The organism is Geobacillus sp. LYN3 (assembly GCF_003064505.1).
GTDB lineage: Bacteria > Bacillota > Bacilli > Bacillales > Anoxybacillaceae > Parageobacillus_B > Parageobacillus_B toebii.
In genome coordinates this window covers 1-15034 of sequence record NZ_QCWL01000007.1, presented here as the reverse complement: position 1 = coordinate 15034, position 15034 = coordinate 1, and the positions used below count along the sequence as shown (strand labels likewise).

The window sequence follows — 15034 nt, the reverse complement described above, 5'->3', positions numbered from 1 at the left end:
GTAAAACGGGATGCCGTCCTCGTTGCCGACCAGTCCGAAACCGATCTGTTTTTGCCAACGATGATGGCGGTTGTAGCCATGTGTGATTTGTAAGGCCTCTAACGAGGCCGATTCATACGCGCCGTAAACGGTCTTGTCCGTCGTATCGGCGTGGAAGGCTCGGAGGGAAAGGCCTTCTTTTCGATAAATATGAATCAAGCAAGTGCTGATGACGTTGTGAATGCCAGCCTCATACAGGCGATCGAGATGACGGGCCAACGCATCGTCGTTCAACCAGGAAGGATGGAGATCGGGACGGATGAGTTTCTCACAATCGACCTCCTGAGCCCAATGTTCCAAGTGAACAAGGGCTTGCCGGCCGTCAAACACATTGTAGAGGATGGCCTGAACGGCATCGCTGACTCGCGTTTGGCACTGCGGATCGACGGGCACGAGATGGTCAATCAATTGAGGCAGACCCAGTTTCTTGAATAGGGCACTTATTATATTCAAATAAGAATTGCGATAGACCTTTTTGACTTGAACGTTCATAAGAGAAAAACTCCTTTACGTTCCTTGTGTGTCAAGGATTCATTCGACATCGGAACGAAAAAATCCTCCCGATTTTCGTCGAGAGGGTGCGAAATGTGAGTGATAATGCATGTATGGAAAGTTTTTTCTCTTATCTCAAGCCGGAGATTCAAAAAGAGTTACAGACAGTGCAAAGCATAGAAGATGCAAAACAACTGATCCATGATTACATTCGTTACGATAATCACCGACGGATACAAGGTGTCTTAGATTATCAAACACCCGTTCAATATGCAAAGGCCGGTTAAAAGCGAGCACAAGTGGGCTACATTTTCTCCTTCGCGTCTTACCTGCCTCTTCTCAGAATTCCGAAGGACTATCAAGTGCTTTCCTTGGCAGGTTCTCGGGGGGCTGAAACACTTGGAAAAGACGAGAAAAGAAAAGGAATCAGAGATAAACAGCTCTGATTCCTTCGCATTAACTCAATTTATAGTATCTACTTTTCGGACCCGTGATGTAGTGCACAAGCACCTATCCATTTATTGATTTGCAAGCACTCCATAAGGAGTTACGTTGTCACTAGGCTTCAACCTTAAGATTTCTCCAGAGTTACTGGATAGCTACCAAGCATCTTGGCACTTACTCAGGTTGTACTTTTACCAACAAGCACCCTTCAGCTCTAGGCGCAAAAAAGAAAGACCTCACAGAGATTTCTCCCTATGAGGCCTTTCGACATTTTTCGGGCGGTGACAGGCACCTATCCCAATTGATTATTTGCAGCTCATTCAACCGGTCGGGTATTTTGAACGTCATGATTTGGCCATCGGAGATATTACCAAGCAATTAAAAAATATCGCAAAAGAATATCATGTCCCGGTTATCTTGTTATCACAGCTTAATCGTGGAGTGGAGTCACGCGCCGATAAACGGCCGATGATGTCAGATATTCGTGACTCAGGAAGTGTCGAACAAGATGCGGATATTATTATCAGCTTGTACCGTGACGATTACTACAATCAGCCATCCAATCCTAACAGTACAAGTATCGTTGAACTAAACGTTTTGAAAAACCGCAATGGCCAAACCGGCAAAGTCGAAGCAGCCTTTCAAAAAGAATATGGCTTATTTTTGAATCTTATGAAGCACAGTGATGTGCAAATCCGACTTTAAGAAAATGATAGAAAACCGTGATGTCTAGGACAACGTGTCCTAGACATGAATAAAAAATTACCTTGCTCCATGTTCGTGTCAAAAGAAATTGATTATTTAAGATTGGGCGGATAATGAAAAAACAGGAGAGCAAGTTGCACCATATTCAACATGCTCTCCTTTTTATTTTTGAATCGCCTATTTATTGATGTTCCCGCTGCATTAATGATTTTATCACGCAATACCACTTGTTTTCCTTGTTACTCTAATCGAGCAATGCTTATCATTTCACCTTCCTCTGGCCAAACAACGCGATTATTCTCATCATACCTCAGCCCATTGACGAACGGGAAAATGTAAAGCTTTTCACCTTCTAACAGTGTCTCTACATATTGCTCTTTCACAATTTCGCATGCCTCTTCAAGCGAGAAAGCCTTAATGATTTTCTCTTTTACATCCATTTCTTTTTTTGATCGAATGACATAAAATTTCTTCACTCTAGAATCCCCGCTTTCCAATCATTGATATGAATAAAAATAAAAAACCATCAGCTTCATGCTACTTATTATATAGCATTCAACCGATGGATTTTTCACTATGCCATCATGACCGAAAAGGCCTCTTTTTATATTTTCCTCTTCAACAAATAATAAGTACAAAATAGCAATCTTTTAAATATTGTACTCCTCACCCTCCGCCATTTTAACCAAATTTTTTCGATAAAAAGGCTATCTCTTATGTATTTACTTTTGTTCTTCTATGCCTTTAAGAATTAGTAGCTTGATTTCGTCTAACAATGGATCAGAGTAAAGACCTTTAATTTCTTCTAACCTCTTGGCTTTCTCGTTCCAAATGGCAAACGAATCAAAAAACCATTCATTCTTGGATAGTAGCGGTCTTTTTAAGCGAATACGAGAATCATATACAAAAGGGAAGGAATGAAAGGAGGCCTTAACTTCCATGAATTGATACAAAGTTTTCTTTACTACATCCTTTTCAATAAAAATACGTTCTAACTCCACTCTATCGATCATGTGAGATCACCCACTTCATGATTTATTCGTTTCACCGCTTTCTGCTGTTCCCATCACATAGTGTTTGCTACTTCTAAGAAACCATCGACTTTTTCTGTTTCGACACTAAATTCAGACAACAATTCCGCTATCTCTTTTACTCGATACAGAGAATGCTTTCTGTCCCCCTTCCCTGACCCGTTTTCCCCTCTTTTCCAATTATTCTCCATAAATTATGGAAAACCCTCCCATTGACTATCCTATAAATAGAAAAAATTAGAATCATCAGCGGCTTCTTTGTTGCCGTAGCCATTATTCTGTTTAGAATACTCTCATTACAAATATAGCTACAAATACTTTTCGTTTTAGTTAGAGCATGTATCTAATACAATTATTTAAAAATGAAAATGATTAAGAATGTGATTAGACTTGGTATATCACTTCGCGCGACGATCGCTACTATCAATTTGCCGGATGGGATGATTAAATAATTATAGATGAGGCAAAAACATAATAAAACCAACCAATCGATCCGACAGCATTAATAAAATTAAGTATAGAGGTGTATTCAGATGAATGTCTTACTGAGGATTGATGCCCAAACCAAGCAATGCATCGAAGACTTCAATAAACTTATAAAAAAACAAGAGCATTTAATCGAACAATTAAATCAGTTAATCAAAGAAAAAGAAGAACACACAATACCTCTAGCAACAACCGTTAGAAAATTAATCGAACACGGTCTAAGCAGAGATGAAATTCTAGATATAACGAATATTTCATCAGAAAAATTTGATCACATTGTTTCTAAAGATAGACGCTGCCAACTACCGCACACTTATTTAAACGATGAAGAATCGAAAGAATTTGAGAGACTGCTTGAGGATATTCATAAGTCAAAGGATATATATGAACTAATAGATGCAGAAAAAGAAAGAGAAAGGATCAAGTTCATCCATGGCGTCCTGCTTCGGTATCAGAAGGAGATGGATCTATTATCCCCACAAGAAAACGAAGATAGCAACGAAAAGATGATGAAATACTTGGAAAGAGCGGTTAAAAGCGAACAAGCTAAAAGTGCTTATTCTTCACTGGTCCGTATTTTTGGAAACGAAATAAAACGGAAAAGAGAAGAGGTTTTGATTAAAGTCTCAGATGACTAGATATCATCCATTTCAAGGTAAAGCCATTGTCGCTTGGCCTTTTTTCTTTTTAATCAAAGAAAAGGAAGAAAAAAGAAAAGCCCCGCAGAGATTTCTCTCTGCAGAGCTTTTCGACATACTTTGATGATCTCAAACAGTGAAAGACATCTATCTAATTAAATCCTTACTTTTTATTTCCTCATATAATTTTTGCGGGTCTATTGATGTAATATTATTGTCACTCTTCATGTTTGCCTCAATTTTTGCTTTTTCCCATTCACTTTTAAATAAAACTTGAACCTTTAACTCTAATTCTTTTACTAACGATTTGTTTTGAGGGTCTGCCATAATTTCTTCCATAATTTTTAATAACCCATTATCATAATCATCTTTTGGATTTAAGTTAAATTTTATTTCTGTATAAGTCAATTCTCTAGGTTGATCATTAGTAGGATGAATGAATTGAACAAATAATTTTTTCATTCTTTCTCTCCATTTTTGTCTATCTTCTGTCACGTATTTTAATTTTAAATTTCGCTCATTATTCATATAAGTAACAATCCCAGATATAATAGCAGAAACCACAGAACTTGCAAGCAAAGTAATTAAGAACTCTTTCATTTTCCTTCCCCTCGTTTCTGTCACTGAACAATATAATTAATCTCGAGTGATGACAGACACCGTTCCCCATGACGATTGTAGCATGTTTCCGTTTCCAATTCTATCAAAACACAAAGCAGAGAACAGCTCACTGTGAAAGTGATCTACTCACTTTTCTTTTATTCTACAAATCTTCGATAATTTTCGGGGAGTGACAGGCTTGAACCAGAAGGGAGAGATTACAATGGAGCAAGAGATTAAAATAGAAGTCATTGAGTGGTTTTCTGCTCCAATAGTTTCTTTTTGAAACCATGCATATTGCTTACCTGTAGCATTAACCCTACATTATTATCGTAAATCCTTATCACGAATCAACCAACCGATCCAGCAGCATATTAATAAAATTAAGTATAGAGGTGTATTTCAGATGAATGTTTTACCCAGAATTGATGCCCAAACCAAGCAATGCATCGGAGACTTCAATAACCTTATAAAAAAACAAGAGCATTTAATGGAACAATTAAATCAGTTAATAAAAGAAAAAGAAGAACACACGATACCTCTAGTACCCACCATTCAAAAATTAATCGAACACGGTCTAAGCCGAGATGAAATTCTAGATATAACGAATATTTCATCAGAAGAATTTGATCGCATTGTTTCTAAAGATAGACGCTGCCAACTGCCGTATATATATTTAACCGACGTAGAATCAAAAGAATTTGACAGACTGCTTGAAGATATTCATCAATCAAAAGAAGATATATATGAACTAATCGATGCAGAAAAAGAAAGAGAAAGGATCAAGTTCATCCATGGCGTCTTGCTCCGATATCAGAAGGAGATGGATCTATTATCCCCACAAGAAAACGAAGATAGCGGCGAAAAGATAATGAAATACTTGGAAAGAGCGGTTAAAAACGAACAGGCCAAAAGTGCTTACTATTCATTGGTTCGTATCTTTGGAAACGAAATAAAACGGAAAAGAGAAGAGGTTTTGATTAAAGTCTCAGATGACTAGATATCATCCATTTCAGGGGAAAGCCATTGTCGCCGTGCCTTTTTTCTTTTTAATCGAAGAAAAGGAAGGAAAAAGAAAAGCCCGCAGAGATTCCTCTCCGCGAGACCTTACGTTGATCAACTTACTCTAATGTTATATTTGCCACGTTCTTTCCGGCACGAACAGCCTGTACGTTTACTTTCATATCTTTATACTCTTCTTTTAGCTCTTTTGCGTATTTTTCTGCTAATTTCTTTGCATCAGTATCACTCACTTTTTTATCTAACACAAGAGTACCAAATGCCATATCGTTTTGCGTGTACACTTGACCATTAAGTACGCCCTCTTCTTCTTTCACTTTCTCCGTTAGCTCTTTATTTTGCTTCGGCTCACTTGTTTTTTCTTCTTTTACCGTTGTTTCTTCCTTCTTTGGCTCATTCGCTTTGTTTTCTTCATTTGCTGAACAACCAACTGCCAACACCAACACTAGAAATAGGCTAATCCATATCTTTAGTTTCATGACTTAACCTCCTATTCATCATCTTTACCCACTCCATCATTATACCATTTAATTTAATAAAATGTGTCTAAGCAAAAGAAGTCTTGCAGAAATTGCACTCTACAAAACTTTTTCGAATATCCATATGACAAACTTCAGCGATAATAGATACCTATCCTCTGCTCATAAAAAGTAAAAGGGCTACCGCTTGAATACGGTAGCCCTTTTACTTTATTTCTTTAAAGAGATGAAGATATGACATCAACACCTCTAATTATTATATTTACTGACGTACTGTTACACCAGAAGTACGAGCAACTTGTGTATTATTGCTTGCATCTGATACCTTAGCAAACGCAGTACCTAATACTTTATCTGGACCAGCTGATGCAGCAGTTAAACCTGTAGTTAAAGCTGCACCACCGATTTTTAATGTTACTGTATTTCCAGATACAGTAGCAGTTACAACTGAGTTAGTAGCACCAGTAGCATAAACTACAGATTTAGCAGCACCTGAATTATCTTTCGCTCCAAGTAAAGCATTTAGATCAGCTGCTGACAACTGAATACCAGCTGTACTTGCATCTGTATCTAAACTTGGATCAAGTGTAACATTTTCAGAGAAAGTTAATAGCAATGTGTCATTTACTTCATCCCATACATTAGTTGTAGACGTACCAGCAACTGTAATTACAGCATCAGTAATAACTGGACCAGCACCGTCAGCAGCAGTTACTTTGATAGTTGAATCATAACCAGCATTACCTGCTAAGTCCTCAACAGAACCAACAAGTTTCACTTCTGGTTTAGCATCTGTGTCAGCAATTCCTGACTCTTGTAGAGCTAATATTACTGTTGGACCGCTTACAGATACAACGTCTTTAACCACATAACCTTCTACTGAGAAGTCAGAAGCTTGAACTGAACCTGCTTTTACTGGCTCAGACATAGTAACTACCAATCGATCGATTTGACCATCATGATCAGTATCAGCAGTTTTAGCAGATTCAATTTCTGCTGTAAGAGCATCTTTGAATGTTGTAATAGCTGTAAGATTAGCGTTAGGTACTCCGAACGCATTAGTTAAATTAGCAATACCTGTAGCATCTGTATTAAATGTAGCAGCATTTGTTTCGTTTTCAGTTGAAGTATAAGTAACTACTGTAACTGTTGCAGTTCCATCAGTGTTATTTACATACGTAGCTGATTTTACTGCCTTATCATCATCAACTGCAATTTTATCTTTATCGATTCTAGACAATTGCTGATTAACTTTGAATGTAATTTTGTTTTTACCAGCTGCTGTTACATCTGAAATGTCTGCATTCGTAATAGCTGTTGTTGTTTTTGGAGCAATAGAAATTGTTGTTCCAAATCCACCAATTTTGTTGCCAGCTACGTCTCTCACTGAACCGCTAACACCAATTGTTTTGCCAGCAACTGTTGTTCCAGCTGGGAATTTGATATCTACTCGTGTGCTATCTACATACTTAGAAATTGTTGTTCCAGCAGGAAGCTCTTTTCCATCAAATAAGTAGTTAGCCACATTTAATATATCTGCTTCATTCATTGGTTCAGAGAATGTTACACGTACTGTTTGCGAATCAATCTCTACCGCAGATTTTACAGTTGGCGCTTTTACGTCACCTACTGTAAATGTTTTTGTAACTTTATCAAGTGTATTCTTAATAACAGCTTGGTCTTTTACATCTTTGATTTCTAAGGTGTAAGTACCAGCATCTAATGTACCAACTGCTAACTCAACTACGCTATTAGAATTAGCAGCGAATGTTGGGTTACCAAAGCTTACTACCTTACCATCTTTATCACGTAAGATGTAGTTTGCACGAGCAGATGCACCCGTAGCAGTAGCAGGATCTACATCTTCAGAGAACTTAACAATAACTTTTCCTTCTTTTGAATCATAAGTTACGTCTTTTACTTCAGGTTTTGTTGTATCTAATGCTGTTGTTACCTCTAAAGTTGTAGGTTGTAGAACGTTACCAAAGAAGTCTCTGATTTTCGCTGAATCAGCTGTACCATCCGCATAAGTAATGTATAATTTTGCAGTTCCCGGTGGGAATGGTTTATCGAATTTTACTTTATATTCAGTATCAGAAATCTTTGTAACGCGTTCAGAATCGTTACCTTTTACTTCGTTAGTTCCATCATTGTAGTTGTAAGTTTGACGAATTAATGTAGAAGCATTAGTAAAGTTTTCTACTGGACGATCAAATTTTAATGTTACAGAGTAAGCTGTAGATTCTTTTACAGTTACTACTGGAGCTGCTGAAATAGTTGAATATGTGAATGTTTTATCTGTTTTTGCAATGAATAAGCCTGCATAGTCAGTTCCGCCTTCAACAGTAAGCTTGTGTTCGCCAGTAGTTAATGTACCTGTTGTTACGATAGCTTTGCTGTCTCCAGCTGTAAATGATATTACACTGCTTACGTTTCCATCGTCTACTTTAATTGTTGGAGCTGTTTTTAAAGGCTCACTGAAGTTCACTTCTAATTTGTTAGTTCCTACTACTTTTACATCCGTTACAGTTGGAACAGTTACGTCCAAAGCAGTAACTTCTTTAGTAGTTTTTGCAAATGCTTCGCCAGATGTAGTTTTTACACCATCTAACTCAACAGCTAATTTGTCACCTTGCTTAACTTCTGCTAAAGATGTGATTGTTACTGTTTTTCCATCTTCAGATACAGTTAATGTATAGTCTTTGTCTGTTCCAAATTCTTTTTGTGAACCATTGATGAAGTATTTAACAGTTCCACCAGTGATTGTGTTTTTGTCAACTGGTTTGTTGAATGTTACTTTTACTTCACGAAGGTTAATCGCACTTACACTTCATCAACGTTCCCATTATTTACATATATGATTTTATTGAGTCTATAACCCTTGATATAATGCAAAATTCAAGGATGTTATTAAATTTGCTATTCCCATAATTTTTTGGAATAGAAAGAAAGAACTAAGCAAGCAAATTAAAAAGCAACTTCCCGAAAATAGAAATGAGGGTTTTAAGAAAATAATTAGTTGGGGATTTTTATAATGTAAAAGTCTTTAGAAGATTTATTTCATCTTATGTCAAGTTTTTTGAAGTTTACATCAAGTTTCCTTTATTTTTTGTCAAGCTCGAAATTATCTAATCCTCTAAATTAAAGACAATCCTTGAATTTCCCTGACAAGTTTTTTCTTCCCCGCGTCAAGTTCCCCAGATTTCACGTCAAGCTCATTTTATTTCTTATCAAGCTAAGATAGCATNGACAAGTTCTTTCTTCCCCGCGTCAAGTTCCCCAGATTTCACGTCAAGCTCATTTTATTTCTTATCAAGCTAGATAGCATCTAAACCCTTCTATTCAAGACAATCCTTGAATTCCCTTGACAAGCTCTTTCTTCCCCGCGTCAAGTTCTCCAGATTTCACGTCAAGCTCATTTTATTTCTTATCAAGCTAAGATAGCATCTAAACCCTTCTATTCAAGACAATCCTTGAATTCCCTTGACAAGTTCTTTCTTCCCCGCGTCAAGTTCTCCAGATTTCACGTCAAGCTCAATTTTATTTCTTATCAAGCTAGAGGGAATTTTAATCATTTTTTTAGGTAACTCTTGCATGGTTCAAATTCTTCATATCTCGTGTCAAATACACCGAATTCCACCATAAAGTTTCTTTATTTTCCACAATTTAGAGAGTATATGAAGCAGTTTCATGTCTATATCCTTTAGAAAACAGCCTATTCACCTTTATAATAAGTTGATCAGAGTCTAAATCAGTCTTCCCACATTTTTTATTTAGGTCTATGTATTATCCCTTTAGCCTTTCTTAATCCCAACAAAAAATGAGCCTAACAAACCCGTGTTAGACTCATTTATCAGCTGTTCCAGACTCATCTTCAGTATTTAATATATAATGTAAATTTGGATCATAATTAGAGGTAGCAATTTTTTTAATAAGTTTCTTTTCCTCTAATTTTTTAAGGATTTTTCGAGCATATTGAAGACTTTTTCCAAGAGCATCCGCTAGTTGTCTCGTTTTTAGTTTATCTTTTGCATATGCAATTTCCAATGCTACTTTTTCATCATCGGTTAAACTTTTCCAACTTCTATTGATAATTGATGAAATTCTTTCTTCTCTGCGTTGTCTTCGCATTAATATGTTATTTTTTAAAGTTAGGATGACAGATGAATTAGTTTCAATATATACTGGAGGATCTAAAAAGAATTGTTCCATATCACGATAAATCCGTTTGACGCCCTCGTTCAGTTCTCGTACCCATCCAAACTCCGTCAATGCTCTAGCGATTTTTGGATTTCTTGAATACCTTGTATATTTTATATTTTCTACATTCACAATATTAGGGAGACGACCGGGACTGTGTATTTCAAGTCGGTCATCGAACATAAAGACTTTGATATCATCCCCATGTATGTTATAAGCTCGATGGGTAATAGCGTTTATGACTCCTTCTTGCCATGCAAAAGGCGGATATTCCGGAACGGTAATAAACTGTCCAGTATTTTTGTCAAGTGCAGTAAACTCCCTTAATTGTGTATCAATAAACTTTTTTGATTCCTCAATTAACTTAGGTATTGGACCCTCGAAAACCTTTTGTTTAGAGATGTTCATTGAAGTTCCAACATCTGCTTTCGTCCCATCATAACGGAAAAACCTTAACCTTGCACTAGGAATAAATGCTGTAGGATACTTCGCAAACATTAATACACCCGCTACGGTTAATTTTATCTGTCCATTCACTCTTCGTAAAAAACCTCTTGCCAAAAGGAGTTCCTCAAATGATCCATTAAAATCAAGTATTTTTTTGTACTTATCTAATACTTCTTTATCAAGGTCATCTAATGTGCATCCCTCAACAATCTGTTCTTCATAAAGACGACTACCCTTATCATATTCCAAATCTAACCTTTGTTCATGATTAAGTTTTATGGTTTCATCGCCAACCCTTAAAAAGACTTCATCAGCCTCTGTTTTATGAACTTTGTCTACACTAGGCTCTATATGTAATAAAATAATTTCATCTTCTTTCCCATTGTCTTTTTTAACTGGAATATTCTCATATTTATAATTTACAGATGGAATACATTTTTGAAATCCACATTGGATGATATCATTCACCTTTGTATTCCCTTGAGAAAGTACTCCTTGAATTTTTCCATCCTCAATTCCAACGACTATTAATCCCCCATTAGCATTGGCAAATCCCACAATTGCTTCAGCTAATTTGTTAATTTTGATACTTGCCGACTTGCGATCAAAAAATTGATTCTCTTTCTCATTTAATAAAAAGTCAAGAGTTATTTTACTGTTGTATTTAGAAATCTTCACCGTTTTCCCTCCTTCCAGTTTTCGCAAGGGGTTTTTTCTTTTAACTGTTACCTTATATCATTATTATTATGCATTATTCCTTCATTGTCCTGTAATTACCTGTAATTAATCAAAAAAATTCATGAAACTACATATTTCTAAACGCTTTTACTTTTTCTCCCTGCAGAAAATTAACACAAATACCAGTTGTTTACATACTTCCATGTCGTGCAAACTGTCCAATTCACTCAGTGTTCCAGTGCTAAGTTTTTGATTTCAAACTACAGCAATACACCTATCCATCCCCTCAAAAAATCCCTTGGATAATTTCTCCCTTCAAGGAACCAGTTCAATCATATAGGAGTATTACGATGACATAAACTCGAACATGCGGGTATTTCTAGGTAGTATAAATAATCTCTCTTCTAAAGGTTTAATCGGAGCATAACTTATACTACATCCATGGGAAAATATACGGGATGGATGTATATCATTCTTCCTGTAAATTAAGATATACAAATTTCATATATTAGTCCTCCCTCTATAAATGTTGATATATCAACGGTTGTAGCCGTTTCAGGGGTGTCAAAAAAATATTTTTCGACAAAGTTTCTAACATTATTTCTTAAATATGTGTATATCTTACATTGACTGGGTACGCTTCGCGGTCACTACTGGTTAAATTTGGTTGTAGTGGGGGAAGCGTATGGGATGCACCGTGGATCTCTGCATCGCTGATGATGACGAACCCTCCCATGTCTCTTGGCATCCTTGCGCCTACATTCCTTCGTTCGGTCTAGTCATCAGGCAGAGGCCGGCTAAGCTCCTTTAGGGACTCAAGGTCGAATGGATGATATCGCGCCAGCTTCTCCGTGTCATCCTTGTTGTCTAGGGAATCGAGACTATAGGCATCAAGCAGCCGTTTCGAGGCCAAAGATGTCCTGCATCATTCGCTTCGCATCGAACGCTTGGTGCTTCGTACATACAGCGTGCAATACCTTCAATAATTTTCCGCATAACACCACAATCGATTGCTTCTTCCGCAACGGATTATCAGGACGTGTCGTGTAATAGTCGTGCAGCTGCCGAAACGCTTCGTTGTGACGGATCATCGGCATCATCACGCGGAAGAGGAGGGCGCGCAACCGCCTTCTTCCACGCTTCGAGATCCGTTTTTGCCCTTTGTGTTGGCCGGAGGAATGTTCCCGCAGCGTCAGGCCCGCTAATTGGATAAGCTGCCGCGGATCCTGATAATGGGAGAAACTCCCGATCTCTGATAACAGTTCTACGATGGTCGCATCGCCTAAGCCCGGAACGGTCTTCAATCATTCGTACTCGATCGATGTCTGTACGAGTTCGATCAGCTGCTCTGTCAGTGCCTCGATTTCTTCTTCCAGTTGGCGGTACCGGCGGACAAGCGTGGCGATTTCAATACGGGCCATCTGTTGTCCTTCCGTTACGCCAATGGAGTGTTGGGCCAATTCCATCAACTTCTTCGCTTTCGGTTTTTGTGGCGATTGTAATCCCTCACTTTGCCGGTAAAGGGCCAGCACCTCTTCTAGTTCTTTTCCTGCCAGATCACTCGGAAATGGCGTATATTCCAGCACCGCGAGCGCCATTTTCCCAAATGACGGGAAGACTTGGGAAAACTCCGGAAAATATCGATCAAGCCAGCGAATCATTTGATTTCGAATCGCTCCCTGTTCTTCCACCAATTTGGAGCGAAATGTCGCTCCCACGCGCAGCTCCGCCTCCATCCCTTTCAGAATACGCGGATAGCTGAATCGGCCGTCTTTCACTAACCGGGCAATGACGAGCGCGTCTTTCGCATCATGCTTGGTTGGAAGGTTGTCGTCCAGCTCTTTGGATCGCTTCACGTGCATCGGGTTTGTCATGACGAGAGGAATGCCCTTCTCGTCAAGAAAGTAAGCGAGATTGAGCCAATAATGTCCCGTTGGCTCGATGCCAACGATCACCTCGGTTTTTTCAAATTCCTTCATGGCTTCCACGATGCACTGGTACAACCATTCCAATCCTTCTCTCGATTGCAGAACGGGAAACGGCTTTTTTAACACCCTCCCTCGCTCATCCACAAAGCAGGCGTAATGCTTCTTTTTCGCGATATCCATGCCAACAACCAGCGTTTGATCGGTGACTTGATTAATCTTCTTGTTTGAGATAGAATTCATGTATAGTCCTCCTTGGTATCCAAATTAGGGGTCAATTCATCCGATTGACACCCCCGAATCATACCAAGAGGGCTTTTTTTATTCAAGTCCCCGAAAAAACTTCTAACAGGAATGCTCCTACTTATAATCCGCAGCATGTGTCTAATGCATATTTTAGTAAAAAAGCAACCTATATACATTTTCCACTACCTAATCCGAAGAGTCTTCTTATTTAATGTTTCTTTTGTGAAATGATTATCTCTATTGTTTTTTCTTGTAGTCCGAATTGTTGGCTTATTTCAGCTATACTTATATTATTCTCAAATAATTTAATAATCTTCTGGGCAACTAGTGATTCCCTCTTTCTTCGATTAATATTATTTCTTTTTAAAATACGATAAACTTCAGTTGAACTTATTCCTAGTTCATTACCAATTCTTGTCCCACCCATTTTATGCATTACATACATTTGTATGACTTTTTTCTCTAGTATTGATTTTTCCAATTTCCTGTGCCGTTTCATACTTATTTCTCCTTATTTGTACACTTCTGAAAGTTTTTTTCGTTTATCTACTTTAAAAAGCTGGCTTCCATCACTATATAAAATATTTTCGAGTGATTTTAAATTATTTTTACCTCGAACATAAACCCTAAATAACCATGTTTCATTTGGCTTCTCAAGATTTAATATTGGATGAAGATCGAAGTTTTGGAGAATATCATATAAAGATAGTGCAAAGGATTCGCTAGCAGTAACAATACCCGCCTCTCTTTTTGAAAAGTGACCATCTCCATCAAAATTCCCTCTCAACATCGAAGGTACAAGTTCTTCTGGTATTGGTGGAAATTCTAAAGTTTTAGATTTATTAGGGTGAAGCTTGAACTTTTCAATTAACGATTTAACCATTTTCTTACTTCTAACAATTAATACTGATGTATTATTTACACCCTTATATATGATATCTGAATTCGCTCCCATTTCCTTCGCTATCTTCTCTAATAATTCATAATCTTTTTGGATTATGGAGAAACCTAAAAGATCTTTATGTATCGTTCCATCTGTTTGGATTAGACCAACAATATAAATGACATTTGGACTTATTCTGTCAAAAAACTGCTCATCTATAATATGTTTTCTAGGTTGTTCTCTTATGGAAACTCCTTTCTCTCTTAAAATACGCAACACTGAATCACCAGATATATTAAATTTTTTGCCAATCTTAACCGCAGATACTGTGGGGGAACTATTGTACAAATCGACTATATTATTTATTTCTTCATTTGAAAGGTTTATTTTAGGATTTCTATCTGGGGTAACACCATTTTTTTTAAGAATCCTATATATTGAGCTTTTGTCTCTGTATTTAGAATTTCTAACAATTTCCTCTATAGGCATTCCGGCCTTATAAAAGTTGATAATTTCTTCATTAGTTAAAAACTCCTTCATGGCCTGCACCTTCCCTAGACTATTATTCTTTATATTCATTATTATCCAAGTAATTGCTTTGTTATACGTCTACTTATTAAACTAAAATAATAAGAGCCGTGCTATTAATCGGTACCGTCAAGAATTTTGTGTAATGAAAGATAGATAGGGTATCTCTGAATGGATTTGGAATAGATAAGGA

The 15034-nt window shown here is 37.3% G+C and carries 13 protein-coding genes and 1 pseudogene; 4 read left to right on the top strand and 10 right to left on the bottom strand.

Going from position 1 to position 15034, the window contains the following annotated elements:
* A partial coding sequence (locus tag DCC82_RS18365; RefSeq protein WP_233253055.1) for a DUF4277 domain-containing protein occupies positions 1 to 531 on the bottom strand: 531 nt, incomplete at its 3' end.
* A 95-nt stretch (positions 532 to 626) separates the two neighbouring features.
* On the opposite strand from DCC82_RS18365, the gene DCC82_RS15855 reads away from it, so the two are divergent.
* Both DCC82_RS15855 and DCC82_RS15850 read left to right on the top strand, forming a co-directional pair.
* The gene (locus DCC82_RS15855; protein WP_049757025.1) at positions 627 to 818 is read left to right on the top strand and encodes an IS3 family transposase; all 192 of its coding nucleotides are present in this window, start codon (positions 627 to 629) and stop codon (positions 816 to 818) included.
* Positions 819 to 1269: 451 nt separating this feature from the next.
* Positions 1270 to 1680, top strand: coding sequence for a DnaB-like helicase C-terminal domain-containing protein (locus DCC82_RS15850; RefSeq protein WP_353620324.1), 411 nt, complete (start codon positions 1270 to 1272; stop codon positions 1678 to 1680).
* A gap of 239 nt (positions 1681 to 1919) precedes the next feature.
* Here the strand turns inward: DCC82_RS15850 and DCC82_RS15845 are convergent, their stop codons facing one another.
* Together DCC82_RS15845 and DCC82_RS15840 are read right to left on the bottom strand one after the other, a co-directional pair.
* The gene (locus DCC82_RS15845; protein ID WP_108430492.1) at positions 1920 to 2156 is read right to left on the bottom strand and encodes a hypothetical protein; all 237 of its coding nucleotides are present in this window, start codon (positions 2154 to 2156) and stop codon (positions 1920 to 1922) included.
* A gap of 246 nt (positions 2157 to 2402) precedes the next feature.
* The gene (locus DCC82_RS15840; RefSeq protein WP_108430491.1) at positions 2403 to 2693 is read right to left on the bottom strand and encodes a hypothetical protein; all 291 of its coding nucleotides are present in this window, start codon (positions 2691 to 2693) and stop codon (positions 2403 to 2405) included.
* A gap of 551 nt (positions 2694 to 3244) precedes the next feature.
* Between DCC82_RS15840 and DCC82_RS15835 the strand changes: the two genes are divergently transcribed.
* Positions 3245 to 3835 carry a hypothetical protein gene (locus DCC82_RS15835; protein ID WP_108430490.1) on the top strand — a complete coding sequence of 197 codons (591 nt, stop codon included), beginning with the start codon at positions 3245 to 3247 and terminating at the stop codon, positions 3833 to 3835.
* A gap of 147 nt (positions 3836 to 3982) precedes the next feature.
* Here the strand turns inward: DCC82_RS15835 and DCC82_RS15830 are convergent, their stop codons facing one another.
* Positions 3983 to 4435, bottom strand: coding sequence for a hypothetical protein (locus DCC82_RS15830; RefSeq protein ID WP_108430489.1), 453 nt, complete (start codon positions 4433 to 4435; stop codon positions 3983 to 3985).
* A 406-nt stretch (positions 4436 to 4841) separates the two neighbouring features.
* On the opposite strand from DCC82_RS15830, the gene DCC82_RS15825 reads away from it, so the two are divergent.
* Positions 4842 to 5435, top strand: coding sequence for a hypothetical protein (locus DCC82_RS15825; RefSeq protein WP_108430488.1), 594 nt, complete (start codon positions 4842 to 4844; stop codon positions 5433 to 5435).
* A gap of 121 nt (positions 5436 to 5556) precedes the next feature.
* Here the strand turns inward: DCC82_RS15825 and DCC82_RS15820 are convergent, their stop codons facing one another.
* From DCC82_RS15820 to DCC82_RS15795, 6 genes and pseudogenes are all read right to left on the bottom strand, one after another.
* The gene (locus DCC82_RS15820; RefSeq protein WP_108430487.1) at positions 5557 to 5934 is read right to left on the bottom strand and encodes a hypothetical protein; all 378 of its coding nucleotides are present in this window, start codon (positions 5932 to 5934) and stop codon (positions 5557 to 5559) included.
* A 262-nt stretch (positions 5935 to 6196) separates the two neighbouring features.
* A complete protein-coding gene (locus DCC82_RS15815) occupies positions 6197 to 8482 on the bottom strand; it encodes a hypothetical protein (RefSeq protein WP_108430486.1) in 2286 nt (761 codons plus the stop codon).
* Between the two features lie 1298 nt (positions 8483 to 9780).
* Positions 9781 to 11259: an ATP-binding protein gene (locus DCC82_RS15810; RefSeq protein WP_158268596.1), complete on the bottom strand. Its 1479-nt coding sequence runs from the start codon at positions 11257 to 11259 to the stop codon at positions 9781 to 9783.
* 890 nt (positions 11260 to 12149) lie between these two features.
* Positions 12150 to 13427, bottom strand: a pseudogene (locus DCC82_RS15805) (IS110 family RNA-guided transposase).
* A gap of 211 nt (positions 13428 to 13638) precedes the next feature.
* Entirely contained in the window at positions 13639 to 13929 is a 291-nt protein-coding gene (locus DCC82_RS15800) for a hypothetical protein (protein ID WP_108430484.1), read from the bottom strand.
* A 12-nt stretch (positions 13930 to 13941) separates the two neighbouring features.
* Positions 13942 to 14853, bottom strand: coding sequence for an LAGLIDADG family homing endonuclease (locus tag DCC82_RS15795; protein ID WP_158268595.1), 912 nt, complete (start codon positions 14851 to 14853; stop codon positions 13942 to 13944).
* Between the last annotated feature and the right edge of the window lie 181 nt (positions 14854 to 15034).

What these genes read in the sequence shown, in the direction of transcription:
- DCC82_RS15800 (WP_108430484.1), bottom strand. Translation starts at nt 13,929, where the DNA reads ATGAAACGGCACAGGAAATTGGAAAAATCAATACTAGAGAAAAAAGTC.
- DCC82_RS15795 (WP_158268595.1), bottom strand. Translation starts at nt 14,853, where the DNA reads ATGAAGGAGTTTTTAACTAATGAAGAAATTATCAACTTTTATAAGGCC.
- DCC82_RS15840 (WP_108430491.1), bottom strand. Translation starts at nt 2,693, where the DNA reads ATGATCGATAGAGTGGAGTTAGAACGTATTTTTATTGAAAAGGATGTA.
- DCC82_RS15825 (WP_108430488.1), top strand. Translation starts at nt 4,842, where the DNA reads ATGAATGTTTTACCCAGAATTGATGCCCAAACCAAGCAATGCATCGGA.
- DCC82_RS15820 (WP_108430487.1), bottom strand. Translation starts at nt 5,934, where the DNA reads ATGAAACTAAAGATATGGATTAGCCTATTTCTAGTGTTGGTGTTGGCA.
- DCC82_RS15835 (WP_108430490.1), top strand. Translation starts at nt 3,245, where the DNA reads ATGAATGTCTTACTGAGGATTGATGCCCAAACCAAGCAATGCATCGAA.
- DCC82_RS15830 (WP_108430489.1), bottom strand. Translation starts at nt 4,435, where the DNA reads ATGAAAGAGTTCTTAATTACTTTGCTTGCAAGTTCTGTGGTTTCTGCT.